Annotated in this window: 22 protein-coding genes; 6 read left to right on the plus strand and 16 right to left on the minus strand. The window is 56.5% G+C overall.

Annotation, left to right across the window (positions count from 1 at the left end):
* Positions 1-485: 485 nt before the first annotated feature.
* The 6 genes from AC2TCY_RS03870 to purC all read right to left on the minus strand — a co-directional run bounded on the left by AC2TCY_RS03870 (position 486) and on the right by purC (position 6,231).
* Positions 486-1,820, minus strand: a complete 1,335-nt coding sequence (locus tag AC2TCY_RS03870; RefSeq protein WP_480845623.1) for a sigma-54-dependent transcriptional regulator — start codon at positions 1,818-1,820, stop codon at positions 486-488.
* A 13-nt stretch (positions 1,821-1,833) separates the two neighbouring features.
* Entirely contained in the window at positions 1,834-3,522 is a 1,689-nt protein-coding gene (locus AC2TCY_RS03875) for a sensor histidine kinase (RefSeq protein WP_480846356.1), read from the minus strand.
* A gap of 126 nt (positions 3,523-3,648) precedes the next feature.
* On the minus strand, positions 3,649-4,317 hold the full coding sequence (gene purQ / locus AC2TCY_RS03880) for a phosphoribosylformylglycinamidine synthase subunit PurQ (protein ID WP_480845624.1): 669 nt from the start codon (positions 4,315-4,317) through the stop codon (positions 3,649-3,651).
* A 24-nt stretch (positions 4,318-4,341) separates the two neighbouring features.
* Positions 4,342-4,572 carry a phosphoribosylformylglycinamidine synthase subunit PurS gene (gene purS, locus AC2TCY_RS03885; protein WP_480846357.1) on the minus strand — a complete coding sequence of 77 codons (231 nt, stop codon included), beginning with the start codon at positions 4,570-4,572 and terminating at the stop codon, positions 4,342-4,344.
* 119 nt (positions 4,573-4,691) lie between these two features.
* A complete protein-coding gene (locus AC2TCY_RS03890; protein WP_480845625.1) occupies positions 4,692-5,360 on the minus strand; it encodes a MarC family protein in 669 nt (222 codons plus the stop codon).
* A gap of 115 nt (positions 5,361-5,475) precedes the next feature.
* Positions 5,476-6,231, minus strand: coding sequence for a phosphoribosylaminoimidazolesuccinocarboxamide synthase (gene purC, locus AC2TCY_RS03895; protein ID WP_480845626.1), 756 nt, complete (start codon positions 6,229-6,231; stop codon positions 5,476-5,478).
* 187 nt (positions 6,232-6,418) lie between these two features.
* Between purC and AC2TCY_RS03900 the strand changes: the two genes are divergently transcribed.
* Complete coding sequence (locus tag AC2TCY_RS03900; protein WP_480845627.1) at positions 6,419-6,739, plus strand: DUF1476 domain-containing protein; 321 nt, start codon at positions 6,419-6,421, stop codon at positions 6,737-6,739.
* 118 nt (positions 6,740-6,857) lie between these two features.
* Complete coding sequence (gene bmt, locus AC2TCY_RS03905; protein ID WP_480845628.1) at positions 6,858-7,874, plus strand: betaine--homocysteine S-methyltransferase; 1,017 nt, start codon at positions 6,858-6,860, stop codon at positions 7,872-7,874.
* Between the two features lie 9 nt (positions 7,875-7,883).
* On the opposite strand, the gene AC2TCY_RS03910 is transcribed toward bmt, so the two are convergent.
* The 10 genes from AC2TCY_RS03910 to AC2TCY_RS03955 all read right to left on the minus strand — a co-directional run bounded on the left by AC2TCY_RS03910 (position 7,884) and on the right by AC2TCY_RS03955 (position 19,328).
* A complete protein-coding gene (locus AC2TCY_RS03910; protein ID WP_480845630.1) occupies positions 7,884-8,660 on the minus strand; it encodes an enoyl-CoA hydratase-related protein in 777 nt (258 codons plus the stop codon).
* 72 nt (positions 8,661-8,732) lie between these two features.
* The gene (locus tag AC2TCY_RS03915; protein ID WP_480845631.1) at positions 8,733-9,188 is read right to left on the minus strand and encodes a cytochrome c-type biogenesis protein; all 456 of its coding nucleotides are present in this window, start codon (positions 9,186-9,188) and stop codon (positions 8,733-8,735) included.
* Entirely contained in the window at positions 9,185-11,149 is a 1,965-nt protein-coding gene (locus tag AC2TCY_RS03920; protein WP_480846358.1) for a heme lyase CcmF/NrfE family subunit, read from the minus strand. The genes AC2TCY_RS03915 and AC2TCY_RS03920 overlap by 4 nt, the downstream gene beginning before the upstream one ends.
* 74 nt (positions 11,150-11,223) lie before the next feature.
* A complete protein-coding gene (locus tag AC2TCY_RS03925; protein ID WP_480845632.1) occupies positions 11,224-11,802 on the minus strand; it encodes a holin family protein in 579 nt (192 codons plus the stop codon).
* Positions 11,793-12,404 carry a holin-associated N-acetylmuramidase gene (locus AC2TCY_RS03930; protein WP_480845633.1) on the minus strand — a complete coding sequence of 204 codons (612 nt, stop codon included), beginning with the start codon at positions 12,402-12,404 and terminating at the stop codon, positions 11,793-11,795. Before AC2TCY_RS03930 ends, AC2TCY_RS03925 begins: the two co-directional genes overlap by 10 nt.
* 152 nt (positions 12,405-12,556) lie before the next feature.
* Complete coding sequence (gene ccmE / locus AC2TCY_RS03935; protein WP_480845634.1) at positions 12,557-13,003, minus strand: cytochrome c maturation protein CcmE; 447 nt, start codon at positions 13,001-13,003, stop codon at positions 12,557-12,559.
* A gap of 7 nt (positions 13,004-13,010) precedes the next feature.
* Positions 13,011-14,039, minus strand: coding sequence for an N-acetyl-gamma-glutamyl-phosphate reductase (gene argC, locus AC2TCY_RS03940; protein WP_480845635.1), 1,029 nt, complete (start codon positions 14,037-14,039; stop codon positions 13,011-13,013).
* A 94-nt stretch (positions 14,040-14,133) separates the two neighbouring features.
* Positions 14,134-14,943 (minus strand): glutamate racemase, encoded by an 810-nt coding sequence (gene murI / locus AC2TCY_RS03945; RefSeq protein ID WP_480845636.1) that lies wholly within the window; start codon positions 14,941-14,943, stop codon positions 14,134-14,136.
* Positions 14,944-14,951: 8 nt separating this feature from the next.
* On the minus strand, positions 14,952-15,830 hold the full coding sequence (locus AC2TCY_RS03950) for a lysophospholipid acyltransferase family protein (protein ID WP_480845637.1): 879 nt from the start codon (positions 15,828-15,830) through the stop codon (positions 14,952-14,954).
* A gap of 78 nt (positions 15,831-15,908) precedes the next feature.
* Positions 15,909-19,328 (minus strand): indolepyruvate ferredoxin oxidoreductase family protein, encoded by a 3,420-nt coding sequence (locus AC2TCY_RS03955; RefSeq protein ID WP_480845638.1) that lies wholly within the window; start codon positions 19,326-19,328, stop codon positions 15,909-15,911.
* 169 nt (positions 19,329-19,497) lie between these two features.
* Here AC2TCY_RS03955 and AC2TCY_RS03960 point away from each other — a divergent pair, with 169 nt between their 5' ends.
* The 4 genes from AC2TCY_RS03960 to purL all read left to right on the plus strand — a co-directional run bounded on the left by AC2TCY_RS03960 (position 19,498) and on the right by purL (position 26,388).
* The gene (locus AC2TCY_RS03960) at positions 19,498-20,406 is read left to right on the plus strand and encodes a LysR family transcriptional regulator (protein ID WP_480845639.1); all 909 of its coding nucleotides are present in this window, start codon (positions 19,498-19,500) and stop codon (positions 20,404-20,406) included.
* A 278-nt stretch (positions 20,407-20,684) separates the two neighbouring features.
* Positions 20,685-22,943 carry a mechanosensitive ion channel family protein gene (locus AC2TCY_RS03965; protein WP_480845640.1) on the plus strand — a complete coding sequence of 753 codons (2,259 nt, stop codon included), beginning with the start codon at positions 20,685-20,687 and terminating at the stop codon, positions 22,941-22,943.
* A gap of 75 nt (positions 22,944-23,018) precedes the next feature.
* Positions 23,019-24,140: a BamA/TamA family outer membrane protein gene (locus AC2TCY_RS03970; RefSeq protein ID WP_480845641.1), complete on the plus strand. Its 1,122-nt coding sequence runs from the start codon at positions 23,019-23,021 to the stop codon at positions 24,138-24,140.
* An 88-nt stretch (positions 24,141-24,228) separates the two neighbouring features.
* Positions 24,229-26,388, plus strand: coding sequence for a phosphoribosylformylglycinamidine synthase subunit PurL (gene purL / locus AC2TCY_RS03975; protein ID WP_480845642.1), 2,160 nt, complete (start codon positions 24,229-24,231; stop codon positions 26,386-26,388).
* The last annotated feature ends 30 nt before the right edge of the window (positions 26,389-26,418 follow it).

Raw genomic sequence — 26,418 nt, forward strand, 5'->3', positions numbered from 1 at the left:
GTTGTCCGTAGCCGTCCTGGCGGACGGGCGCTTTTGGGGTGGTGTCTTGTCAGGGCGATATCAGACGGCGCGCGGCAGGGATCGGCGCTGTGGCCCCCTGCCCGGTCTCTCAATCGTTGCGCGCGCGTCATCGCGGTTCTTCTCCGACAGGCGCGGATCGTGCCGCCGCCTGCCCATTATTTCCTTTCGCCCGGTTTTCCGGGCTCAGGTACTCTGTTGCCCCGAGTGTGGGGCACAATCGGTCTGCCATGCCTCGTGGGATTGATCCTCAGCAGCAGCGTGACAGCGAAACTCAAAAGAACGGGACTTGCAGGCGCAATTTTGCCCGGCCCGTTAGGACACAATAAAAGCAGTCCTGTGGAAAAGACAATGGGCAAACTGCATCGCAGTTCGTTGGCGCCGCTCAGCACCTCTCAATTTGGCTCAAAAAGAACCAATAAGCGTTGATTGTCGGCCAACAGAAGGGGCCGCGCCCCTTCCCGCCTTTAAAGGTAATCCGACCGCTGCAACCCGTATTTGGCCATTTTCTCGTTCAACGTCCGGCGCGGCAGGCAAAGCTCATCCATCACCGACGCAATCGAGCCCTTATGACGTCGCATCGTGTTGTCGATCAGCATCCGCTCGAATGCTTCGACATATTCCTTGAGCGGCTTGCCCTCGGTGGTCATGACCGGCTGCATTTCTTCGTGATCCGACATCAGCAACGAGGCGATGGTGCCGGACCCGCGGCGCGATTGCAGAACGGCACGTTCGGCGATGTTGATTAACTGGCGCACGTTTCCCGGCCATGGGGCTTGCAACAGCTGCGCGGCCTCCTGCGCACTGACCTGAGGCGCATCGCAGCCATACTCCTCTGCGAACTGCTCGCTCAAGCGGGTGAACAGCGTCAGAATATCCTCACCGCGCTGCCGGAGTGGCGGCATGGTGATGCGCAGCGCTGCCAGGCGATAAAACAGATCCGGCCGCAGAACGTCTTCGCTGGTCTTGCCCGCTTCCTGCAGGTTCGAAATTGCAACGATCCGGGTTTCGGCAGGTGTGCCCTGTTCGTTCATGACACTCAGAAGACGAGCCTGCAACGTATCGCTGAGTGCCTCGACATCTTCCAAAACCAGAGTCCCACCGCGCGCTTCCTCGATAGCAGGCAGCTGTGTGTCCTCTGGCATCATTGGGCCAAACAACCGCTTGGACAGCGCGTCCTCTTCCAGCGCAGCGCAGGATACCAGTACGAATTTCTTGCCTGCCCGGCTGCCCACTGCGTGCAGCGCATGTGCAACCAGGGTCTTGCCCGTGCCCGTCTCACCATCGATCAGTACATGACCATCGGCCTGACCCAGATCCAGAATGTCTTCGCGCAGCCGTTCCATGACCGGGCTGGCGCCGATCAATTTGTTCATGATCTGAGTGCCGCCGGAAAGTTCGCGCCGCAGAGCGCGGTTATCCAGTGTCAGTCGGCGCACATTACTGGCCCGCTTGGCCAGTTCGGACATTCGGTCGGGATTGAATGGTTTTTCGAGAAAATCAAAAGCACCAACACGCATCGCCTCGACGGCCATTGGTACGTCGCCGTGGCCGGTGATCATGATGACTGGCAGCGTGCTGTCAGCGCCCATCAGCTTTTTCAGCAATTGGATACCATCCATCCCCGGCATCTTGATGTCCGAAATCACGATCCCCGGATATTCGGGCCCCAGAACCTTGAGCGCATCTTCCGCGCTGGCGAAGGTTTCAGTGTCATAACCCGACAATGCCAGCCATTGGCTGATCGACTGGCGCATGTCCTGTTCGTCATCCACAATGGCGATTTTCATGGCCTGTGCCATAGTAATTCCTTTGTTATTCAGCGGCCTCAAGGCCGTCGCTTCCCAGTATCGGCAGTTGCATCTCGAACACCGCGCCGCCGTGTTGACCGTTGCGCGCAGTCAGACGTCCACCGTGGTCGTTCACGATCCCGGACGAGATAGCAAGCCCCAGGCCAACACCATCGCCCGGCTGCTTGGTTGTATAGAACGGTTCGAACAGGTTCTCGATGTCTTCAAGACCGTGCCCGTTGTCACGCACGGTCAAAACCGCCGAGTCGCCCGCTGCCAGAATGATCTCCACATCCGGCTCTGGTACCGATTTGGTGGCATCCAGCGCATTACGCAAGAGGTTAACCATCACTTGTTCGATCCGCATCCTGTCCCCCATCACGACAACAGGGGTCTCTGGCAGAATTTGAGTGATTTTTACATGTCTCTGCCGCAATTGCGGCTCCATCATCGATAAGGATGATGCCAGCGCTTCGCCAAGATTTACTGGGGAAAACGCGTCCGCACCCTTGCGCGCATAAGACTTGAGCTGTCGTGTTATCGCGCCCATTCGTTCGATCAGCCCGTCAATGCGGCCAAAGCTGGCCAACGCCTCTTCGGCGCGGTCGCGGCGCAGCAAAAGGCGTGCACCGGCCAGATACGTTTTCATCGCCGCCAATGGTTGGTTCAACTCGTGGCTGACCGCGGCCGACATTTCACCCAACGCTGCCAGTTTCGAGCTTTGGGCCAGGGTTTGTTCAGCCACTTCCAGTGTCTTTTCAACCCGTTCGCGTTCAGCAATTTCCCGCTGCAACCTAGTGTTTAATGCGCGAAGCTCCGCCGACTCGCGCTGGAACAAAGTCATCCGCGACGTGGCGCGGCGGCTGAGCGCATAGAAAGCCAACGCCAGAAGAATCGCAAATCCCATGATCTCGAGTGCAAGTACGCTGTTCACCTTTTCCCGAATCGAGGAATAGGTCGTGAACGACGTCATCTGCCATCCCCGGAACGGAATGCGCGTCTCCATACGCATCACCGCCTCGCCCTGAAGGTAGGCATCGGGAGGCAACGCCGTCCAATCCGTCGTTGCCCGGATTGCGCGTTGAATGGCGCCTTGTGGCGGCTGTCGCAGCATCGCGGCATCCTCGTCCACGCCGCGCCACTGAGGTTCGGTCGACAGAATGATATTGCCCGTGCTGTCGGTTACCAACACGGCATCTGAAATCCCGGCCCAGGCGCGTTCGAATTTCTGGAGATCAACCTCAACTACGATAACGCCCAGAAATTCCGAGCCACCCTCGATGCGGCGAGAGTAAACAAAACTGTACCCGCCAGACTCCCGAGGAATGACAGAAAAGATGGTCGCATTCGATCGGATTGCATCAATGAAATACGGGCTACTCCGGTGTGCCTCACCCAGACGGTTGCGGTCCGTTGCCGCCACCGTGCGGCCGTCGCGGTCCAACAATACCAATGAGGCGGCACCAATCTCTTCGACAAAGGAAATCAGGCGCTGGGTTGAAAGCGAGAAGTCGCTGGATTGCAAGGCTGAAATCAGCGTCGGGTCGCGCGCCAGCAGTTGTGGCACAATGGAGTTTCGGCGCAGTTCGCTCAGCAAGTTGCCGGAATACAGAGCCAGCCGTACCTCGGCACGGTTGCGTGTTGATTCCGTAAATCGACTGGTCAAAAGGCTGTTTGTGATCCAGACCGTCGTCACCGTGGCCATCAACAACATGATGATGGCCAGACGCAACCGCCAACCCAGCGGCGCCACACGGAGCCGCCCAAAAAACCCGGGGTTGTCTGGTTGCACTTCTGAACTCATTCCAAGACGCTACGCGCCCGGGCCAATGACCTCAAGTCACACTGGCGCTAGCACACCCGCCAATGCGCGGAAGAGCGCCGTTCCATCGGTGCCTCCGTGGCCCGAATCCGCCGCCCGTTCGGGATGTGGCATCATTCCCAACACGCGCCGGTTGTGCGACAGAATGCCTGCAATATCGTTGCGCGAACCGTTGGGATTCTCGGCGTAAGTAAAGGCGATCCGGTCCTCACCCTTCAGCTTGGCCAAAGTTTCGTCGTCGGCGAAATAGTTACCGTCGTGGTGAGCGATGGGAATGTCGATCACATCGCCAGCATTGTAACCTTCGGTAAAGGCGCAGTCGCTGGTTTCAACCTTTAGGCCGACCGTCCGGCAGATGTACTTCAAACCGGCATTGCGCAGAAGCGCACCCGGCAAAATGCCGGTTTCGGTGAGCACCTGAAATCCGTTGCAGATACCAACGGCGTAGCCACCGCGTTCCGTATGCTGGGCCACCGCCTTGCAGATCGGGGATTGCGCTGCAATTGCCCCGCATCGCAGGTAATCACCGTACGAAAACCCTCCGGGCACGCCGACAATATCCACACCCTCGGGCAATGCAGCGTCCTTGTGCCAGACCATGTCGACCGAGAACCCGGCCTGTTCGAAGGCCACAGCAAGATCGCGGTCGCAGTTGGACCCGGGGAAAACGATGACGGCAGCGCGCATGGCGGACCCTCCTTGGTGGGAAACTCAGATCAGTTCGATCTCGAAGCGTTCGATGACCGTGTTGGCCAACAGCTTTTCACACATTGCGGTCACGTCCGCCTCGGTCGAACCTTCGGCCAGTTCCAGATCGATGACCTTGCCTTGGCGCACGCCTTCCACCTGATCGAAGCCCATGGCGCCTAACGCGTGACGAACGGCCTCGCCCTGCGGGTCCAGAACCCCGTTCTTGAGCATCACATGCACCCGTGCTTTCATTTTCGCAACTCCACCTGCAGACCCGATGACCGGGGTCCATTCCGTTGCGCGCGAGATACCCTGCTTGCGATCATTGGACAACCCTTCTTGGACAGGACGGATGATCGCAGTTGTATGCCTCAATTACCAATTGCTGCAGACAGTCCCGGATAATGCGTATCGATGGCATGGAAGATCCCGGTCAGAACCATTTCCACCGCTACAGCGACCAGAATGATGGCCATCACACGGGTGATCACATTGATCATCGTTGTTCCGACCGTTCGCGAGATCGCATCGGCAAAGAGCAATCCCAGCCCGACAATTGCACAGGCAATCAAAACTGCTGACCCAAGGGTCACGATCTCGGCCCCATCAGACAGGGTATGCGCAAAAACAATTGTTGTTGCGATTGTGCCCGGTCCAATCGTCAGCGGAATAGCAAGCGGTACAACCGCAATGTTGCTTTTCTTGGCTTGCCCTTCCTGAATCGCTTGCTGATCTCCCTCTGGTCGGTCCGAGGCATTCAGCATAGCCATGCCAACACCCAGAATGATCAACCCGCCGGCAATACGAAATGACGGAATATCAATCCCAAAGAACGCCAGTATTTCCTCACCGATCATGACCGAGATCAGCGCAACCACCACCACCGTTCCCGTCACGACCAAGGCAACACGGCGCCGTTCCGCGGTGGAATACCCTTCGGTCATGCTCAGAAAAATCGGGATACCGTAAAGCGGATTAAAGATCGCCAGCAGAGCGGCAAAAAACTTTAGAAAAACTGCCTGATCAAAGAGTTCGGCCATGTGAAGGTCACCTTGATGCCACGCTAAATAGGATGCGCTAAACTAGCAGATACAAAGAAAAAAGCGCCACCTCAACCAAGGTGGCGCCTTCTGAAGTCAAAGCCGAGTGCCGAGATCAGTTGATCAGCGTCGGCTTGGTAACGTTGCTTTTAGGCAGAACGCCAAGGCGACGAGCCACTTCGGAATAGGCATCGGTCAGGTTGCCCAGATCCCGGCGGAATACGTCCTTGTCCAGTTTCTGCCCGGTTTCGATGTCCCACAGTCGGCAGCTGTCCGGGCTGATCTCGTCAGCAACGATTAGGCGCTGGAAGTCACCTTCGTACACCCGACCGATCTCGATTTTGAAATCGACCAGACGGATACCCACGGCCAGCATTATGCCGCTCATGAAGTCGTTTACACGCAGCGCAAGACTGAGGATGTCGTCCATGTCCTGCTGGCTGGCCCAGCCAAAGGCGGCGATGTGCTCTTCAGTGACCAGCGGGTCACCAAGCGCGTCATCCTTGTAGCAATACTCGACAATCGGGCGCGGCAGCTGAGTACCCTCTGCAATGCCCAGACGCTTGGACATCGATCCGGCGGCGTAATTGCGCACGATGACTTCCAGCGGGACAATCTCGCAATTGCGGACCAATTGCTCGCGCATATTCAGACGGCGGATAAAGTGGTTCGGCACTCCGATCTGGGTCAGGCCGGTCATGAAGAACTCACTCAAACGGTTGTTCAAGACCCCCTTGCCATCGATCACGTCTTTCTTCTCGGCGTTGAACGCGGTGGCATCGTCCTTGAAATATTGGACGATAGTGCCCGGTTCGGGGCCTTCATACAGGATCTTGGCCTTACCTTCGTAGATCTTTTTGCGACGCGCCATGAGCGACCTTTCCAGTCCGGGGCGAGGGAATGAGTCCCTTCGCGTTGGCGCCCTCATAGTGCAAGGCCTGCTTTCCCGCAAGTTCACCGACCCGAGAGGCTTTGACGCAGCGCAAATCCCTTGCACCCAAGCTGTCGTATAGTCATATCATGAGGAAAGAAGATGTAATCCAAGAGGTCCCCAACCCATGACCACATTTGACGAACGTGAAGCCGCGTTTGAAAACAAGTTCGCGCATGACGAAAAAATGCAGTTCGTTGCACGGATGCGCCGCAACCGGTTTATGGCCGTATGGGCCTCGGCTCTGAAAGGCGAACCCGTTGAAAAGGCTCGGGCTTATGGCCAGGAACTGGTCCATACCGACCTGCAAAACGTCAGCGAAGATGACGTTGTTGAAGCGGTGAAAGGTTATCTGGGCGACCTGGCCGACGAAGCAAAGATTCGCGAAAAGATGGCGGAATTGCTGGTCGAAGCCAAAGAGCAGGTCATGACTGAGGCCGAAATCTAAGGCTTTTATCCGACCCTCATGATCTTCATGAGTTTTATGAGTTTGATTTGACGCTCCGGTCGTGGGACACGGGGCGTCTATATTATCGGCCCTGCGGGCCAAAAATTGGAATGCCCCAATGACAAACGCGCTCAGCAAACTTCTGGAAACCACTGATGCCATTCTGGCGGATGGGGCAACCGGAACCAATCTGTTCAATATGGGCCTGCAATCGGGCGATGCGCCGGAATTGTGGAACGTGGACGCCCCAGACAAGATTCGGGCTCTGTATCAGGGTTCGGTGGATGCGGGCAGTGATCTGTTTCTGACCAATACGTTCGGTGGCACTTCTGCGCGCTTGAAATTGCACGAAGCACAGAACCGCGTTGGCGAATTGAACCGCGCCGGCGCTGAGCTGGGTCGCGAAGTGTCCGACAAAGCCGGGCGCACGGTGATCGTCGCAGGCTCGGTCGGTCCGACGGGTGAGATCATGGAGCCTGTTGGTAGCCTGACGCACGCCGACGCTGTTGAGATGTTCCACGAGCAGGCTGAGGCACTGAAGGCCGGTGGGGTCGATGTCCTTTGGCTTGAAACCATCAGTGCGCCAGAAGAATTCCGTGCGGCGGCCGAAGCTTTTGCTTTGGCTGACATGCCCTGGTGCGGCACCATGAGCTTTGACACTGCCGGACGCACCATGATGGGCGTGACGTCCGCCGACCTGGCGCAAATGGTCGAAACCCTGCCGAACCCGCCAATCGCGTTTGGCGCCAATTGTGGTACCGGCGCCTCAGATATCCTGCGCACTGTTTTGGGCTTTGCCGCTCAAGGCACCGAGCGTCCGTTGATTTCCAAGGGCAACGCAGGCATCCCAAAATACGTGAACGGCCATATCCATTATGATGGCACGCCGGAGCTGATGGGGCAGTACGCCGCCATGGCCCGCGACGCAGGTGCGACGATCATCGGTGGCTGCTGCGGTACAATGCCGGACCATCTGCGCAAAATGCGCGAGGCGCTGGATACATGCCCGCGCGGGGAACGACCCACCTTGGATCAGATCACAATGGCACTTGGAGCGTTTTCGTCTGCCTCGGACGGCACCGAGGACGGTGCTGGCGCTCCCGAACGTCGGTCACGCCGTCGTCGTCGGGCATAGCCTATGTAATCAGCGCCCCTCGAATACCGGGGGGCGTTTTTCCAGGAAAGCTACGACACCCTCAGCAAAGTCGCGGGTGCGTCCGCAATCGCCCTGCAGATGAGCCTCGGTCGCAAGTTGCTGCGGAAGTGTCTTTTCGTAGGTGCCACGGATCGCCTGCTTGATCGCGGCAAAACCTGCGGTGGGACCGCTGGCCAGATACTCGGCGCGCTTGCGCCAATGAGCCTCAAATGCGTCGTCGGCAACTGCCTCCCAAATCAGACCCCAATCGTCAGCCTGCCGGGCGCTGATCTTGTCTGCGAACAAAGCCGCCCCCATTGCCTTGGCAAAGCCCATCTGCCGCGGCATGAACCATGTGCCCCCCGCATCCGGCAATAGACCGATCCGCGCGAAAGCCTGCAGGAAATATGCACTTTCGGTTGCAATTACCACATCGGCGCAAAGCGCAAGGTTGGCCCCTGCCCCGGCTGCCGGTCCATTGACAGCGGCAATAGTTGGGATCGGACAATCATAGACAGATTCCAGCATGGGCTCATATTCGTCCCGCAATGCGCGTTCCAGATCAATCTTACCGGTGCTGGAGGCATCCCCAAGGTCCTGACCTGAACAGAACGCTTTGCCCGCGCCAGTCAGAACCACGGCACGTGCATGACGCGCGGCGTGTTTCATCGCGTGAGTAATTTCGGCACGCATCCGCGTTGTCAACGCGTTCATCTTGTCCGCTCGGTTCAGCGTCAGAACCGCCAAACCCTCTGTGATGTCCAGATCAACCGCTTCGTATTCCATAGAAATCCTCACCTGCGCAGTGTTTGTAAAACCCTGACGTAAATGTGAGGCAAGCGAAAGTGGAACCGCGCGTCAGTCTTCCAGAATTCGGCGCAACCGTTCCTTTTCCTCTTCGCTCAGAGCGTCGGTCTGATCGGCTTTCTGGTGCTGTGCGCGCTTGCGCAGGAAACTCCACCCCATGGCCGCTGCAATCAACAACATGATCGGACCCGCCAGCCATAGCATCAGATTAGCGCCGGACGTGGTCGGTTTCAGCAGGACATATTCGCCGTAGCGATCAACAATGAAATCCACCGCCTCTTTATCTGTGTCTCCTGCAACCAAGCGTTCCCGCAGCAGTATCCGCAGATCACGGGCCAATTCGGCATTGCTTTCGTCGATACTTTCATTGCGGCAGACAAGGCAGCGCAGCCCGGTGCTGATATCGCGTGCGCGTGCCTCAAGCGCTGGGTCGTCAAGAACCTCGTCAGGCTGGACCGCCATCAGAGGTGAGGCCAGCATCATCAGGATCAGAACAAAACGTTTCATTCTGCAGGAACTCCTGACTGCGGGGTTTTGCGTGCTCCTGCTGCGACACGGAAACGGCGGTCGGACAAACTCAGGACACCACCCAGGGACATCAGGATACATCCGCCCCAGATCCAGTTGGCCAAGGGCTTGATATAAGTACGCATGACCCAACCGCCATCGGCCTGTTGGTCTCCGATCACCACGTAAACGTCACGCAAGATCCGGTAGTCGATTGCAGCCTCGGTAGTCGGCATCCGAGCTACCGGATAGTCACGTTTTTCCGGGTGCAGCGTGGTAATTTGACGACCGTTCTTTTCCAATGTCACGTCTGCCATAGTCGAGAAGTAGTTTGGCCCCTGCACGTTGCGTACATCCTTCAGGGTCAGCGTAAATTCTCCGACCTCGAAGGGCTTACCAGGCTGCGCGACACGGATATCTTCGACTTCCCATGCGGTTAGACCCGCAATTGCGAACATGGTGACGCCCAAACCGGTATGCGCCACCGCCTTACCCCAATCGGCACGAGGCAGGCGGAACAGACGCGCCAGACTACCCTTGCGGCCAGTGCGGCTCCAGAGGTCCACGACCGCGCCAAAGGTGACCCACGCCCCCAGGAAAAGACCCACCGGCCCTAGCGCACTCCGACCCGTTTGCATGACCCAGACAAGGATGGCCAATGCGACGGCCAAAATGAACGCATAGCGCAAAGACCACGCAGCCCGACCCAGCTTGCCCCGCTTCCACGGCAGCATCGAGCCGACTGGCAGGGCGATCCCAAGCGCGATCATGAACGGCGTGAAAGCAGCATTGAAAAACGGTGCCCCAACCGAAAGTTTACGGTCAAACGCCATTTCGGCCACCATCGGCCACATGGTGCCGAAAAACACGACAAAGCAGCTGACAGCCAACAGGATGTTATTCAACACCAACGCGCTTTCGCGGCTGATCATTCCGAAGACACCCTTGGCCTCCATCGCCTGCGCGCGTGCCGCAAACAGCGTCAGTGCACCACCGATGAAGATCACCAGAATGATAAGGATGAACACACCACGTTCAGGGTCATTGGCAAAGGCATGGACCGAGGTCAGCAGACCCGAGCGCACGATAAATGTCCCGATCAGCGAGAATCCGAAGGCGATGATCGCTAGCAGAATCGTCCAGCTTTTCAACGCCTCACGTTTTTCCACGACAATGGCCGAGTGCAGCAACGCGGCCGCCAGAAGCCACGGCATAAACGAAGCGTTTTCAACCGGATCCCAGAACCAGAAACCGCCCCAGCCAAGCTCGTAATATGCCCACCAGGACCCCAGTGCGATCCCGATCGTCAGGAAAACCCAGGCTGCCAGCGTCCATGGTCTCACCCAGCGGCCCCATGCGGCATCTACACGCCCCTCGATCAGGGCGGCGATGGCAAAGCTGAATGCCATGCTGAGACCCACATAACCCAAATAAAGGAACGGCGGATGGAAGGCCAAACCGGGGTCCTGCAGCAAAGGGTTCAAATCTCGACCGTCAAAGGGCGGTACAGGAAGGCGGTCAAACGGGTTCGACGTGAACAGGATAAAGGCAAAAAATGCCACACCAATGGCGGATTGCACTGCCAGGACCCGCGCTTTCAGCGTCGGTGGCAACCCGCCACCAAAAAACGCCGCCATGGCGCCAAAAATCGTTACGATCAGAACCCAAAGCAGCATAGAACCTTCATGGTTCCCCCATGTGCCGCTGATCTTGTACAGCATCGGCTTCGCCGAGTGGCTGTTCTCGACAACAATCCGCAACGAAAAGTCCGAAGTGGTAAAGGCCCAGACCAACGCACCGAACGAAAAAGACGTTAGCAGAAACTGGGCGATTGCCGCAGGTTCGGCAAAAGCCATCCAACCGGTCCATCGATTGGCAGCCCCGACAAGGGGTACAACGCTCTGTACGATGGCGACCAGGAAGGCGAGGATAAGGGCGAAGTGGCCGAGCTCTGTAATCATGGGCCGTTTATACTGCTGCCACTCGGCAAGTGCCATTCACATTCGCCCGGTCGCCGGGCACATAGTGTCGCGCCCTAGGCCTTTTGCAGGCGGCGCCAATCCTCCAACGCCCGATTCTCGCCCTGCTCGGATAGATGTTGAACCAGCTCAGCATCCGGCCCCGGGTCCGCGACCCCCGGACTGTCGCTGCGCATCTGCCTCAGTGCCTCCAGATTCGCCATGACAGTGGGCGCGCGCAGCATTGTGGCACCGATTTCGCGCTGTAAATCCTGCACCTTGGCTTGATGTCGCGCGCCAAAATAAAATGACACAATCACACCCAGTAACCACCACAGCGGTTCCGGGACCAACGCAATCCCCTGCATTCGGGCAGCAAACCACAACGGATCAACCATTGCCGCAACAAACAGCCCCAGTGTTCCCAAAGCCAGCGCCGGACGCGGCAAACGGTTCAGGCCATCAATGAGGCGATCATATCCCCCCTTCTGACCGGCTTGGAACTCTGCTCCGAATTGCTGCATTGCTTGTTCCTGCAAGCCAACAGAGCGCCGAGCGCTTGCTTCGGCGTTTTCTCGAAACACTTCGGCTGTCTCGCGAACTACGTTGCGACCCGTGCCAAACAACAATCCCAAAATTCCTGAGATCAACCCCATGCCAAGACCCTATTCTGAAACTCTTCGTTCGTCAGATGATATGAGGCGGACAGAAACTCTTCGGCCCGGCGAATCCAACCGCCCTTCTCGCCAGCGCGAGTCCGCGCATATTTGCGCAACGAAGATCGTCGATCCGCAATGTCGAAATAATAGTTCCGTCGCGCAACACCGTACGCATCCCGTAGTGCGACCGGATTGGGTGTAGCCGCGGTGTGAGCGGCGGTCGCAGTATGAGACCCGATTACACCATCAACCACGACGTCGAACCCCATTTGGCCCAATAACCGTTGCAAGATTTTCACAGCCTGAGAACCCGCATTGACATACATATCGAACAGCGACGCCTGCAATTCCGCTGGGGTCAAAGCAACACGCGGCTTGTCAAAGTAATGTTCCAGGAAAATGTCGACGGCCTGCTCTTTGCTCAATGCACGTACATCTGCCCGTGTGATGGACCTGTCACCCGTCAGGTCCAGCCCGAGGCGGCGCATGGTATGAATGGTCACACCAAATTTTGTAGGCCCGCCAGGGTCGTCCGGATCATCTACATAACCACCTTCCCGAGCTACGATACCCATAGCTATCTGCCGAACAGTCTGCATTCCGCTCCCCTTTTGACCTGATTGGGGAAAACGGTCACGGAAAGACGTTAAACCAGCGATAAACAAAAGGGCGCTGCATGCTCAAACGCACGCAACGCCCTGTTAATTCTGACCCCAAACATCTCTGCCCGAGGGCTTCGACTCAGCTAAGTTCAGCTGTCTTCGGCCTCTTGGTAAACACCTTGCTCCTTCAAAGCGTCGACAACTTCCTTAGGCATGTAAGTTTCGTCATGTTTCGCAAGAATTTCAGTAGCTTCAAAGACGCCGTTCACGTAACTTCCGGTCCCGACCATCCCCTGATTTTCAGAAAACAGATCCGGCAAAACACCGGTAAATGCCACTGGTACGCTTTCACCACCATCGGTCACAACAAAATGTACCGTCTCGCCCTGCCCACGAATGATTGAGCCTTCTTCGACCAGACCGCCAATGCGGAACACTTCGGTCGGCTTTGGTGGCTCGGCGATCACCTGACTGGGTGAGCGGAAAAAGTTGATGCCGTCTCGCATTGCATACCCAATCAACCCTGTCGCTAGAACAAGGGCAACCACAGCCAGCAATATCACTTGTACACGACGACGTTTCTTGAGCGTTTTCATAGTGTCCTCACGGGAACAGAGGGGCCATCATCAGGCCCGTCGTTTCAGCTTCACCTAACATCAGGTTGGCATTCTGCAAGGCTTGCCCGCTGCTACCTTTTGTCAGGTTATCCAATGCCGCCACCACAATGGCACGACGTTCGATCCGATCCGCGACTACGCCGATATGGCAGTAGTTCGACCCCCTGACGTGATGAGTCGAAGGTGTTTCGCCAAATGGCAACATCTGAATAAATGGCTCGGCTTCGTAGGCCGAACACAGCGTCTCAAAGACGCTTTGCGGGTCGCCCTTCACATACGTAGTCGCCAGAATTCCGCGATTGGCCGGGATCAGGTGGGGTGTAAACTGTACATGAACCGTCCGCCCGGCGAGTTTAGAGAATTCCTGATCAAATTCACCGAGATGCCGGTGCGTACCACCAATGGCATAGGCGTTGTAACCTTCGCTTAGCTCCGCATGCAGAAGGTTCTCTTTTAATGCCCGCCCTGCACCGGAAACAGCGCATTTCAGATCAAGGATGATATCGTCTAAGTCGATCACCCCAGCGGCAATTAAGGGACGCAGAGCATATTGCCCGGTCGCCGCATTGCAGCCCGTTCCGGCAACCAGCCGAGCAGACCGGATTTCGTCCCGGTAGAATTCAGTCAGGCCATAGACCGCCTCGTCCTGATGCGCGATGGCGGAATGTGGATTGCCATACCACTTTTCGTATTCTTCAGGATCGCTTAGCCGGAAATCGGCTGAAAGATCAACGATCCTCAGTGCTTTTGGCAGCTCGCGAATGACTTCTTGGCTTGTTTTATGTGGCAAAGCGCAAAAACAAAGATCAATTTGCGAGAAATCGATCTCGGAAATTTTGCACAGGACCGGCAAGTCCAAATGCCGCAAATGCGGAAACACCTGTGCCATGGATTGGCCTGCCTTACGCTCGGCGGCCAGAGCTGTAACTTCCATGTTCGGGTGCTCGGCGATCAGCCGCACCAGTTCGGCGCCGGTATAACCGGACGCGCCCAGAATTGCGATTTTGTGGGTCATGTCAGACCTCTTTCACTTATGTGCCACATCTTACGACCGCCAATGCGACGGTCATCGAATTAAAGAGTCGGTAAAAGACCGTCCTTGACTTAGGTCAGGCAGCCGCAAAGGTGATTTGTCGTCGGAGAAACTGGGTCGCACGATCACTGACGAACCCCGGTTTCCCGGTGGTCAGAAAACCACCATCGCCTTCACCTGTCATGTTGGGATGGCGCTGCAGGTAATCGGCCAGACTCTCTGCGACCAGATCACCCTGGCTGTAGACCTTTACATCTGGACCAAGTGCCGCCTGAAATGTCTCGGCCATCAATGGGTAGTGCGTACAGCCCAGAATTGCAGCCTGCGGATCCGGCATCTTGCGTTTGAGCGCATCAACATGCGAGCGCACCAATGCTTCGGACAGGATCATGTCACCGTCTTCTATGGCATCAACGACACCACCACAGGCCTGCGCCTCGACGTCGACGCCGATCGCACGAAAGGCCAGTTCACGTTGAAACGCGCGGCTGGAGACAGTCGCCGGTGTGGCAAACAATGCAACGTGCTGCACCTCAACCTCGCGCGGGGGCGAGTTGTCGCCCCATTGCCGCTCGGTCAGCGCTTCGATCAAGGGGACAAATACGCCCAGAACGCGCTTACCTTCGGGCACGCCTTCTTCCTGCATTCGACGCAGTGCGGCAGCGCTGGCGGTGTTACATGCCAGAATCACAAGATTGCAGCCTCGGGACCACAGATCATGGACGGCACGACGCGTCAGTTGAAAAATATCTTCGGCATCGCGCACGCCGTATGGGGCATGCGCGCTGTCCGCAAAATACAGGAAATCCACGTCCGGCAGACGTTTCTGCGCGGAGTTCAGGACGGTCAGCCCGCCCAATCCGGAATCAAAGATACCTACTGCCATTTGCCCCTTCAGGCGCGATGCCGTTCCTCAAATTCATAGCCGTAGTCATAGGACTTCAACGGCTGTGGGGACAGCTCATACGTGGCTTTGCGCAAGAAATCCATCATCTTGCGCGTATCCTTTGCCAACGGGTCCAATACGTCGCGGCCGATTGGCTCGCCAATCACGACGCTGACTGGGGTATCAACGCGCTTTTTGAACTCTTTGATCAGCAAACCCATGCGCAGCGTGTTGTGAAGATGGCTGGCAATCTGGAACAGGCGCGAGGTGTGGCCATCAAAGAAAACAGGCACCACCGTCGCGTTCGACTTGGCAACCATTCGCGCTGTAAAGCCACGCCAGCCTGGATCCATCGGGTGTGAGAACGGCTTGACGCCAGTACTGACGGTTCCGCCCGGGAAAATGCCAATCGCCCCACCCTCGCCCAGGTAGTCCAACGCCGTTCTGCGGGTTTCGAGGTTCAGTTTCATCGCCTCTTTCGACGCATCAAACGAAATCGGAAGGACTATCCGATTCAAGTCCTCCGCCTTGCGGAATACCCGGTTGGCCAGAATACGGAAATCACCGCGGGTTTGCGCCAGAATATGCCCCATCATCAATCCATCCAGAATTCCGTAAGGATGGTTAGCAATCAGGATCAGCGGCCCGTTTTTCGGGACGTTCGACAGTGATCCTCCGACCACATCCAGAGACAGCCCGTAGCGATCTACCATGACCGACCAGAAATCGCGCCCCTTGGCCACCTCGTGTTCGTAACCGTGTGCCCGTTTGATCAACCGCAGACGGCCGGTGGTGTTTTCCATCAACCTGATAACTATCCGCCCACCCTTGGTTTCAGCGGAGTAGGCATAAGAAATGTCACGAGCGATATGGCGTGACGAGGGCATCGAAAACTCCGATATCAGAACCAGTGGTTAGTTGTAGGTAGCAATTCTTACCGCGTAGCGTAACAGGCATGTGAAGCTTCACTCTGCCGAAGACCTGACCTGCGGCCTGCCGTCACCGATTACTGCCAAAAGCTCTTCGCGCCGTTTTGCTGCCTTAGCCTCGTTTTCAATGAGAACAGGACCAAACCCTCTGATATCCAGAGGCAGGCGGGCCAGCGCGGCAATCGCGTCACGCGTACCCGCAGTCAGTTTGGGCAGAACCTGCTTCATGTCTTTTTCGTATTGCCGGATCAGTGCCCGCTCCATCCGCCGCTCGGCGCTGTAACCAAACGGATCAAACGGTGTTCCGCGCAGAACTTTGAGCCGCGCCAAAAGCTTAAGCGGGCCAAGGAACCATTCGCCAAACGCACGCTTGCGTGGGCGCTCACCGGCACCTTTGCCACCCAGTGCCGGCGGTGCCAGATGGAATGTCATTTTGAAATCGCCGTCAAATTCGGCTGCTGCCTGGTTACGACTGTCCAGCAACAGGCGCGCGACCTCGTATTCATCCTTGTAAGACAGCAGCTTGTGATACCCTTTTGCGACCGCCTCTTTGACGTCTGCATCATCGATGGTCGCCAGCAGCTTGCGATACCGCTTCGCCAAACGCGTGCCTTGATAGCTGGTCAGGTGGCCCGCCCGGAAATCGATCATCTGATCCATCGATTTCGGCAATTCGGCTACATTTGGGCTTAGGATTCTCGCTACCTCTTCCGGGTGCAAAACCGCCCACCGACCAACCTCGAACGCACGCTTGTTGCGCTCAACCGCGGCGCCATTCAACTCGATGGCTTGCAGGATTGCTTCCTGCCGGATCGGTAACAGCCCTCGTTGCCAGGCTGCGCCAAACACCATCATGTTCGAATAAATTGAGTCCCCCATCACGGCGCGCGCCAAATCTGTCGCGTCGAACAGATCGACGTTTTCTTTCAAGCGGGCTTGCAATGCCAGCTCCAGTTGATCAGCGGGTATTCGGAAATCGGTATCACGCGTGAAGTCGCCCGTAATGATCTCGTGACTGTTGATCACCGCACCGGTTTGCCCTGCTTGTGTAAGACCCAGAGTTTTAGCTCCGGCAGACACCACCAGATCGCCTCCGATCAGGGCATGTGCCTCTCCGGTTGCAACACGAATGGCGCTGATATCTTCTGGTCGATTGGCAAGACGGCAGTGGATATGAACCGCGCCGCCTTTTTGCGCCAGCCCTGCCATCTCCATCATGCCGGCGCCCTTGCCATCGATCTGGGCAGCCTGTGCCAGAACTGCGCCGATGGTGACAACGCCGGTACCACCGACTCCGGTGATCACCACGTTATGCGTGCCGTTGATCCGCGGCAAAATCGGCTCCGGCAAGTCCGGAAGGTCGATGTCGGTTGTGGCTTCTTTCCTGATCTTCGCCCCTTCAAGCGTGACAAACGACGGGCAAAACCCGTTCAGGCAAGAGAAATCCTTGTTGCAGCTCGACTGGTCGATCGCGCGTTTACGTCCAAGTTCAGTCTCTTTGGGCACAATCGACACGCAGTTTGACTGCACACCGCAATCACCGCAGCCTTCGCAAATGTCGGTGTTGATGAATACCCGCTTATCGGGATCCGGGAATGTGCCACGCTTGCGCCGCCTGCGCTTCTCGGCGGCGCAGGTCTGGACGTAAACAATGACGGATACACCCTCGATTTCGCGGAATTTTTCCTGAACCTGCATCAGCTCGGCGCGCTCATGAGTTTCGACCCCAGATGGCAGAGCCTTGAAGTTCACATCTTCCTTTTCGTCATAAACCACGGCCACGTGTTTAACGCCCATAGCCGTGACTTCGGCCACGATCCGTTCCGCAGTCAGGTCACCTTCGTTTTCCTGCCCGCCTGTCATGGCGACGGCATCGTTGAACAAGATCTTGAAGGTGATGTTTGTCCCGGCGGACAGCGCCGCCCGGATCGCCTGAACGCCCGAGTGGTTGTACGTTCCGTCCCCTAAGTTTTGGAAAACATGTTTGGTTGTCGAAAAGGGTTCCTCTCCGATCCAGTTCGCGCCCTCGCCCCCCATCTGAGTGAACCCGGTTGTCTCACGGTCCATCCACTGCACCATGTAGTGGCATCCAATTCCGGCATAGGCGCGGCTACCTTCAGGCAGTCTTGTCGAGCTGTTATGAGGACAGCCAGAACAGAAATACGGCAGTCGCGCCGCAATTTCTTGCGCGTTGTCCGCACGGCGCGCTTCTGACAGCTTGGCCAGACCGGCACGCACTCCATCGGTGTCGTGCCCTTCTTCAATCAGGATGTTGCCGAGTTTCTCGGCAATCATTATTGGGTCCAATGCCCCGCGTGTGGGAAACAGCTCCTCGCGGTGCAATGTACCCGCACCGCCTTTGTACCATCCATAGACCCGACGACCGCGCCGATCGTCAAAGATCGCTTCCTTGACCTGAACTTCGATCAGCTTGCGCTTTTCCTCGACGATAATGATCAGGTCGAGCCCTTCAGCCCAGCCGTGGAAGCCCTTCATATCCAACGGAAAAGTCTGGCCAATTTTGTAGGTAGTGATGCCTAGGCGCTCAGCCTCGTTTGCGTCAATGTTCAACAGAGACATGGCATGGACCAGATCCAGCCAGTTCTTGCCTGCTGCCACGATTCCGATCTTGGCACCGGGTTTCCCCCAAACACACTTGTCCATTTTATTGGCGTGCGAGAACGTTTCAGCAGCGAAACGTTTATAGTCGATTACACGCCCTTCCTGCAGATGCGGTGTATCACCCAAGCGGATGTTCAACCCGCCCTCAGGCATGTCGAATTTGGGCGTCACGATCTGCATCCGGTCCGGGCTGCCGTCAACAACGGATGTCACTTCGATCGTGTCCTTCATGGTTTTCAGACCGGCCCAGACACCGGCAAACCGGCTGAGCGCAAAACCATAGATTCCGTAGTCGAGAATTTCTTGCACACCCGCCGGGCTGACCACCGGCATATACATGTCCACCAACGACCATTCCGACTGATGCAGCACGGTCGAGCTTTCGCCCGTGTGATCGTCCCCCATGGCCATCAGAACCCCGCCATGTTTGCCGGTCCCGGCCATATTGGCGTGGCGCATGACATCACCTGACCGATCTACGCCCGGGCCCTTGCCGTACCAAAGACCGAAAACGCCATCGAACTTGCCATCATTGCGCAAGCCGGCCTGCTGGCTTCCCCATAACGCCGTAGCGGCAAGATCTTCGTTCAGCCCATACTGAAAGGTCACATCACTTTCGGCCAATTGCTTCTGCGCGCGTGTCATCTGCAGATCCACAGCGCCCAAGGGCGATCCGCGGTAGCCAGTGACCAGACCTGCGGTATTTAATCCGGCCTTTTTATCGCGCGCTTTCTGCATAAGCATCAATCGCACCAACGCCTGTGTCCCGTTCAGCAGAACCGGACTCTTGGACAAGTCGAACCTGTCATTCAGCGAAATTTTCGGCTGACTCATCAGACGTCTCCCCTCGTCGGATTAGTGTGCTTCATTCCCAGTTATTTTAGGTCATAAAAGCTGACCTGTATAGTAAATTTCCCCATAACCGTAACGATTTCACCGTTTGAATGTGGAAATTGTTACGTCTTTCATATAGGCCTGCCAAAGGATAACGAAAGTTGCGACGATGGATTGGGACAAGCTCAGAATATTTCACGCGGTAGCGGATGCAGGCAGCCTCACGCATGCCGGAGACAAGCTCAATTTGTCTCAATCTGCCGTGAGCCGTCAGATTCGCGCACTGGAAGAATCACTGAATGCGACCCTGTTTCATCGCCATGCCCGTGGGCTGATACTAACCGAGCAGGGAGAGTTGCTATTCGATGCCACCTCGGCCATGTCCAAACGGTTGGATGCTGCTGCTGCCCGTATCCGTGATAGCGAGGATGAGGTTTTCGGCGTCCTTCGTGTAACAACCACGTTCGGCTTCGGCACTCTGTGGCTGGCTCCACGCCTGCCCAAGCTTTACGAACAATATCCCGATCTCAACATCGACCTGATGCTTGAGGAACGTGTCCTGGACTTACCCATGCGCGAAGCCGATGTGGCCATCCGCATGAAAGAGCCCAGCCAGGCCGACCTTGTCCGCAAACGCCTGATGACGGTGCAGATGCTGCTTTACGCGACGCGCAGCTATCTGGACGCGCACGACGCACCGCTGGAAAAGCCTGAAGATATTTCCAAACACCGGTTGATTTGCCAGACCCCATCTGCGCCCCAGGTCGGCGCAAGCGCCTCATTGGTGCGGCATCTGATGACTTATGAGCCCGGCTCACTCCTGACAGTCAACAACTACTTTGGTGTCCTTCAGGGTGTTCTGCACGATCTCGGGATCGGCGTTCTTCCCGATTACGTCACCGAAGACTTCCCCGACCTGGTACCTGTTTTGTCGGATATCGAAATCGCCGATGTTCCGGTTTACCTCGCCTACCCCGAGGAATTGCGCCATTCCAAGCGCGTGGCCGCATTCCGGGATTTCGTGCAGGATGAAATCATTGCCCACCGCAAGCATTTGAGGCAGATGGGAAAACTCTAGCTATGCAACCAGATCATAGCGGGCATGATCCTTTATCGTCCAAAACACCTTGATCGTTCACAAAGTGATCCCTAAATCAGCAATCGAAGGCGGTGATGCTGTAACGCTCATCATCTTCATACCTCCCTGTTGGACTACGGCCGAGCTTAGTGCTCGGCCTTTTTTTTTGGGTTTTGCCAGAAGCATCGTGTCAAGTCATCGAAAACTCTGGGAAAATTGCTCGCCGGAGCCTATGATCTCAAAAAATCGATGAAAATATCGCGTTCGAGGGTAAACCCATGTTCCAACCACTCCGCCTTTTGCTGGCGTTGGTGTCCGTTCTATTCTTAGCGGTTCCGCTTCAAGCACAAGAAACAGGCGCAACATCAACCGTAACCATCCCCGAGGACCTAACGCCTGAACAGGTCGACGACCTTGTGGCACGCATGTCTGACGATCAGGTGCGTGCCATCTTGCTGGAACGCCTTGATGCAGTTGCCGAAGAGCAAGCTGCAGCCAAGGAGGGTCATGAAGACCCCCTCACCGAGATAAATGAGATCTGGGCGGAAATGGTCACTTCGTGGGCTCATGTTCTAACCACATTGCCAAATATCGTCAGTGCACAAATCACGGCGTTCGAAAACTTCTCGACAACCTTTGGAACAACCGGAGTGTTTGTTCTTATGGGGCTGATCCTGTCAATTCTGGTGGTCGGCTACATAGCAGAGAAGCTTTTTGATTTTCTGACGCGCAGATGGCACGCGGCAACAGAGGTTGCAGACGAAGCGGATCTTTGGGGCGCCGTTCGTTATCTTTTCCGCCGTTTCTGCCGCGAGATTGCGGGGCTGGTAGTATTCTATGTCGTCATCCGCGCGGTTGGGCGCGGACTTCTGACCGTTGAACAGATCACTTATGCGGCACCTTTTGTGTTCTACCTGATCTGGATTCCTCGTTTGGGCGCTGCAGCTTCTCGGTTCATTCTGGCACCCGAAAAGCCGCAGTTTCGGTTGGTTAATATTGACGATCACTGGGCGAAATACCTGCACCGCAACCTTATCGGCCTGTTGATCCTGATCGGTTTTACGTTGTTCGTCGTCCGGTTCAATGCGCTTAACGGCGTTACTCCCGACGATACCCGTATCGCCTTCTGGCTCAACGCGGCAATTCACGTCTATATCGGCGTAATCGCGTGGACTGCGCGTGAGGGGTTGTCGCAGATGATGCTGGGTACTGATCCCGATCATACCAAGTTCGACGAAGAGGTTGCCCAATATTACCCCTACTTCGCCATTGGCGTTTCGGCGGTGATATGGCTGCTGGTCGAGTTCCTGTCTGCGCAACGCGATCCTGCAATTCGTGCGTTGTTGGTTCAGGGGCCGCATTTCACCACCATGTTCTGGTTGTTGATCGCACCTGCACTCGACACTCTGATACGCGGATTGGTGCGTCACCTTCAGCCACCGATGTCCGGCGAAGGTCCCCTGGCAGAGCGTGCTTATCGTTCAACCAAGCGCAGTTATATCCGGATTGGCCGTGTAATTGCGGGCTTGTTCGTTGTGTTCATGATCGCACGTGCCTGGCAACTCGATCTTCGCCATGTCGCCTCGGCGGGCGTCAGTGCCGAAGTCGGCGGGACGGTCATCGAATTCCTGCTGATCATCGCTGTTGGCTATATCATGAACGAGGTAGTCTCACTGTGGATCAACCGCCGCTTGGCCAAGGAACAGACCGCAGCAGAGGCGCTGGATGAGGAAGCTGGCGGCGAAGGTGGCGGCGTCGGTGGTTCTCGCTTGGCTACGGTACTGCCGTTGCTTCGGATTACTGCTCAGGTAACGATCGCAGTCATCTTCGGCCTGTTGGCACTTGGTGCACTGGGCATCAATATCACTCCGCTGCTTGCCGGTGCCGGTGTTCTGGGCCTAGCTATTGGGTTTGGCGCACAGAAATTGGTGGCGGACATCGTCGGCGGTATTTTCTTCCTGATCGACGACGCGTTCCGCGTTGGAGAATATGTTGATGTGGGCGGTACTATGGGCACTGTAGAAAAGATCTCGATCCGATCGATGCAGCTGCGCCACCACCGCGGGCCGGTTCACACCATTCCCTACGGTGAGATTCAGAAGTTGACCAATTTCAGCCGTGATTGGGTGATCATGAAGCTGAAGTTCACCGTTCCCTTCGACACCGACCCAAACAAGGTCAAGAAGATCTTCAAAAAGATCGGTGCCGAGATGATGGCGGACGAGGTTCACAAGGAAGGCTTCCTACAGCCGTTCAAATCGCAAGGCGTGTTCGATTTTGACGATGTGGGCATGATCATCCGGGGCAAGTTCATGGCGAAGCCCGGCAAACAGTTCACATTGCGCAAGGAAATCTTCAATCGGGTCAAGGCCGAGTTCAATGCAAACGGAATCGACTTTGCGCGCCGTGAGGTCCGCGTGGCCATTCCCGGTTTGGATGAAGCCGAGCACCTGAGCGATGAACAGAAAGCTACGATTGGTGCCGCCGCGGGTGATGCGGTGGCTCAACAAGCGAAACAAAAAGAAGAAGGAAAATAGAGATTTCCTGACGCACGAGTGACCCGGAGACGGGTCACTCGCCCGAAAACCAAATTGGCCACGGAAGGGGCAGACATGCTTCGAAACGCCGTGTTTGCAGTAATTGCGATTTCACTTGGCACACTTCCGACCAAGTCTTTTTCGCAAAGCTCCAGCAGTGTTGTCGATGTACAAACCAACGGGCTGGATAGCGCTTCTAAAGAGGAAAACATTGGCTTTCGGCGGGGGTCTTTCGTGCTTGCCCCCATCCCGTTTTCCAACCCCACTATTGGTTCTGGTCTTGTTTTAGGGGCCGGATATCTTTTCACCCTGGATGAAGGCTCAAAACCCTCGGTTCTCGGAATTGGAGGGCTGAAATCCGATAATGGGAGTACGGTCGGGGGCGCCTCTATAAACCTTGCATTCGATCAAAATCGCTGGATTATCAAGGCACTGTATGGGCGGGCTGATGTGCGATACGACCTTTTCACGGATATCGGCGTTCTACCTATCCAACAGGACGGAGATCTGGCCAGAATTAGCGTTTCCTATGGCGTGACGCCTGACTTGTCATTTGGTTTGAGCTTACGGTACTTGGACACAGTCATTTCCCCGGACTTCCCAAATCTGCCGCCAATTCCGCCGCCTTTCGATCAGTTTCTGGTCACCGAATACGGCAATATCGGGCTAATCTCAGACTGGGATGCACGCGACGACACGGTCTATCCCACATTGGGCCATAACCTGCACGTCGAAGCGTATAATGGATACTCACTGAAAGGCGTGTTGGAGGATTACTCGAAGGCCTATGCCAACTACACCCATTACTTCAGCCCCGGCGAGAAAACAGTCTTGGCCGCTCGGGCATCCGTGTGTGGATCATCCTCGGGTACGCCATTTTTCGATCAATGCGGGTTAGGTACGGTTGATGCTTTCCGAGGGTTTTCGGCCACTCAGTTTCTGGATTTCAATTCGGCATCTCTACAGGTTGAGGCGCGGCAGAGATTGACGAAACGTATTGGGGTGGTCGCCTTTGCCGGGGCAGGACAAGTCGGATCCAGCTTCAGCGACCTCAGTGACGGTGGGACCCACTCGGCCTATGGTATTGGTGCGCGGTATCGTGTTTCAAAGAAGTTCCCACTCGACTTTTCAGTCGACGTCAGTCGCAATGACGAGCAGGAAAACAACCTGTATATCTACGTAGGCCAGCGGTTCTGACGCGCCTGCGCTCTCTTGGCCCTTCCCACCGGAGCGCCCTTGCCCTAAAAGGCCCGCAATCTCGGCCCACTTGGACACAGGATAAACGATGCAAGAGCCCGCCATCACACCCGATCTGATTGCCGCCCACGGGCTCAAGCCTGATGAATACGACATGATCCTCGAAATCATCGGGCGCGAGCCGACCTTTACTGAGCTGGGCATCTTTTCGGCCATGTGGAACGAACATTGCTCATATAAGTCCTCAAAAAAATGGTTGCGCACCCTGCCCACCTCGGGCCCCCAAGTGATCTGCGGCCCAGGCGAAAACGCAGGCGTAGTAGATATCGGCGACGGTCAGGCAGTGGTCTTCAAGATGGAGAGCCACAACCACCCTTCGTATATCGAGCCTTATCAGGGCGCGGCAACAGGCGTCGGCGGCATCCTGCGCGACGTGTTCACCATGGGTGCGCGTCCGATTGCGTCCATGAACGCGTTGTCTTTTGGTGAACCGGGACATCACAAAACCCGCCAACTGGTCAACGGAGTGGTTGAAGGCATCGGCGGCTACGGCAACTGCTTTGGCGTTCCGTGCGTAGGCGGAGAAGTTCGCTTTCACCCGGCCTATAACGGCAATTGCCTTGTGAATGCTTTTGCGGCCGGATTGGCTGACAGTGACAAGATTTTCTACTCGGCCGCGTCGGGTGTTGGCATGCCTGTCGTTTATCTGGGTGCCAAAACCGGTCGCGACGGTGTCGGAGGCGCGACCATGGCTTCGGCCGAATTCGACGACACGATCGAAGAAAAGCGCCCCACCGTTCAGGTCGGTGACCCATTCACTGAAAAGCGCCTTATGGAGGCGACGCTGGAGCTGATGCAAACCGGCGCCGTAATTTCCATTCAGGATATGGGCGCAGCTGGCCTGACCTGTTCCGCGGTCGAAATGGGCGACAAAGGTGGTCTGGGTGTCCGGCTCGATCTTGAAAACGTACCACAGCGCGAAGAAGACATGACGGCGTACGAGATGATGCTGTCCGAGTCGCAGGAACGTATGCTGATGGTCCTCAAACCCGAACTTGAGGCCGAAGCCCGCGCCGTGTTCGAAAAGTGGGATCTGGATTTTGCCATCGTTGGGGAAACTATCGCAGAAGACCGTTTCCTGATCATGCACAATGGTGAAGTTAAGGCCGATCTCGTCCTGTCCAAACTCTCCTCCACTGCCCCCGAGTACGACCGACCATGGGAACCAACACCTGAGCCAGCCGCGCTGACCGAAGTACCGCAAATCGATCCGATCGATGGGTTGCGCGCCTTGCTTGCATCGCCCAACTACGCGGGTAAACAGTGGGTTTACGAGCAATATGACACAATGGTCATGGCCGACACGAACCGCACGCCCGGTTTGGGCGCGGGTATGGTACGTGTTCACGGGACAGACAAAGTGCTGGCCTTCACCAGCGATGTTACCCCTCGCTATGTCCGCGCAAATCCGGTCGAAGGCGGCAAGCAAGCCGTGGCCGAAGCCTATCGCAACCTGACCGCAGTTGGTGCCAAACCGTTGGCAACAACCGACAACCTGAACTTCGGAAACCCGGAAAAGCCCGAGATCATGGGCCAGTTTGTCGGTGCAATCCAGGGCATCGGTGCCGCCGTTGGCGCGCTGGACATGCCGATCGTGTCCGGCAACGTTTCGCTGTACAACGAGACCGATGGACAGGCGATCCTGCCCACACCGACCATTGGCGCAGTCGGATTGTTGCAGCATTCAGATGAGATCATTGGAAACGAAGTACGCGAAGGCCATGTTGCCCTGGTGATCGGGGAAACCAATGGCCATCTGGGACAGTCTGCCCTGCTGGCCGAAGTATTTAACCGCGAAGACGGCGATGCGCCCCATGTCGATCTGGACGCCGAGGCGCGTAATGGTGATTTCATCCGCGCCAACCGCGAGATGATCAAAGCCTGTACCGATCTGGCCGATGGCGGCCTTGCGCTGGCCGCGTTCGAACTGGCGGAAGCGGCTGGCATAGGTGTCCACCTCGATGACGCATCGACCGAATTCCTGTTTGGTGAAGATCAGGCGCGTTATCTGGTTGCCTGCAATTTCGACCAGGCCGAGGCGCTGATGATTACCGCCGGTCAGGCCGGCGTTCCGTTGGTGTCGGTGGGGCGTTTTACCGGCGAAACCGTCAAGATTGGAGCATCCGAGGCACCACTGAACGAGTTGACCGCAACGTTCCGTACCAGCTTTGCTGAAGCCGTCGCCTAAGTGTCGGCAATCCCCTGCCGAATACAATTC

The sequence above is a fragment of the Ruegeria sp. HKCCD7181 genome, from assembly GCF_057221055.1.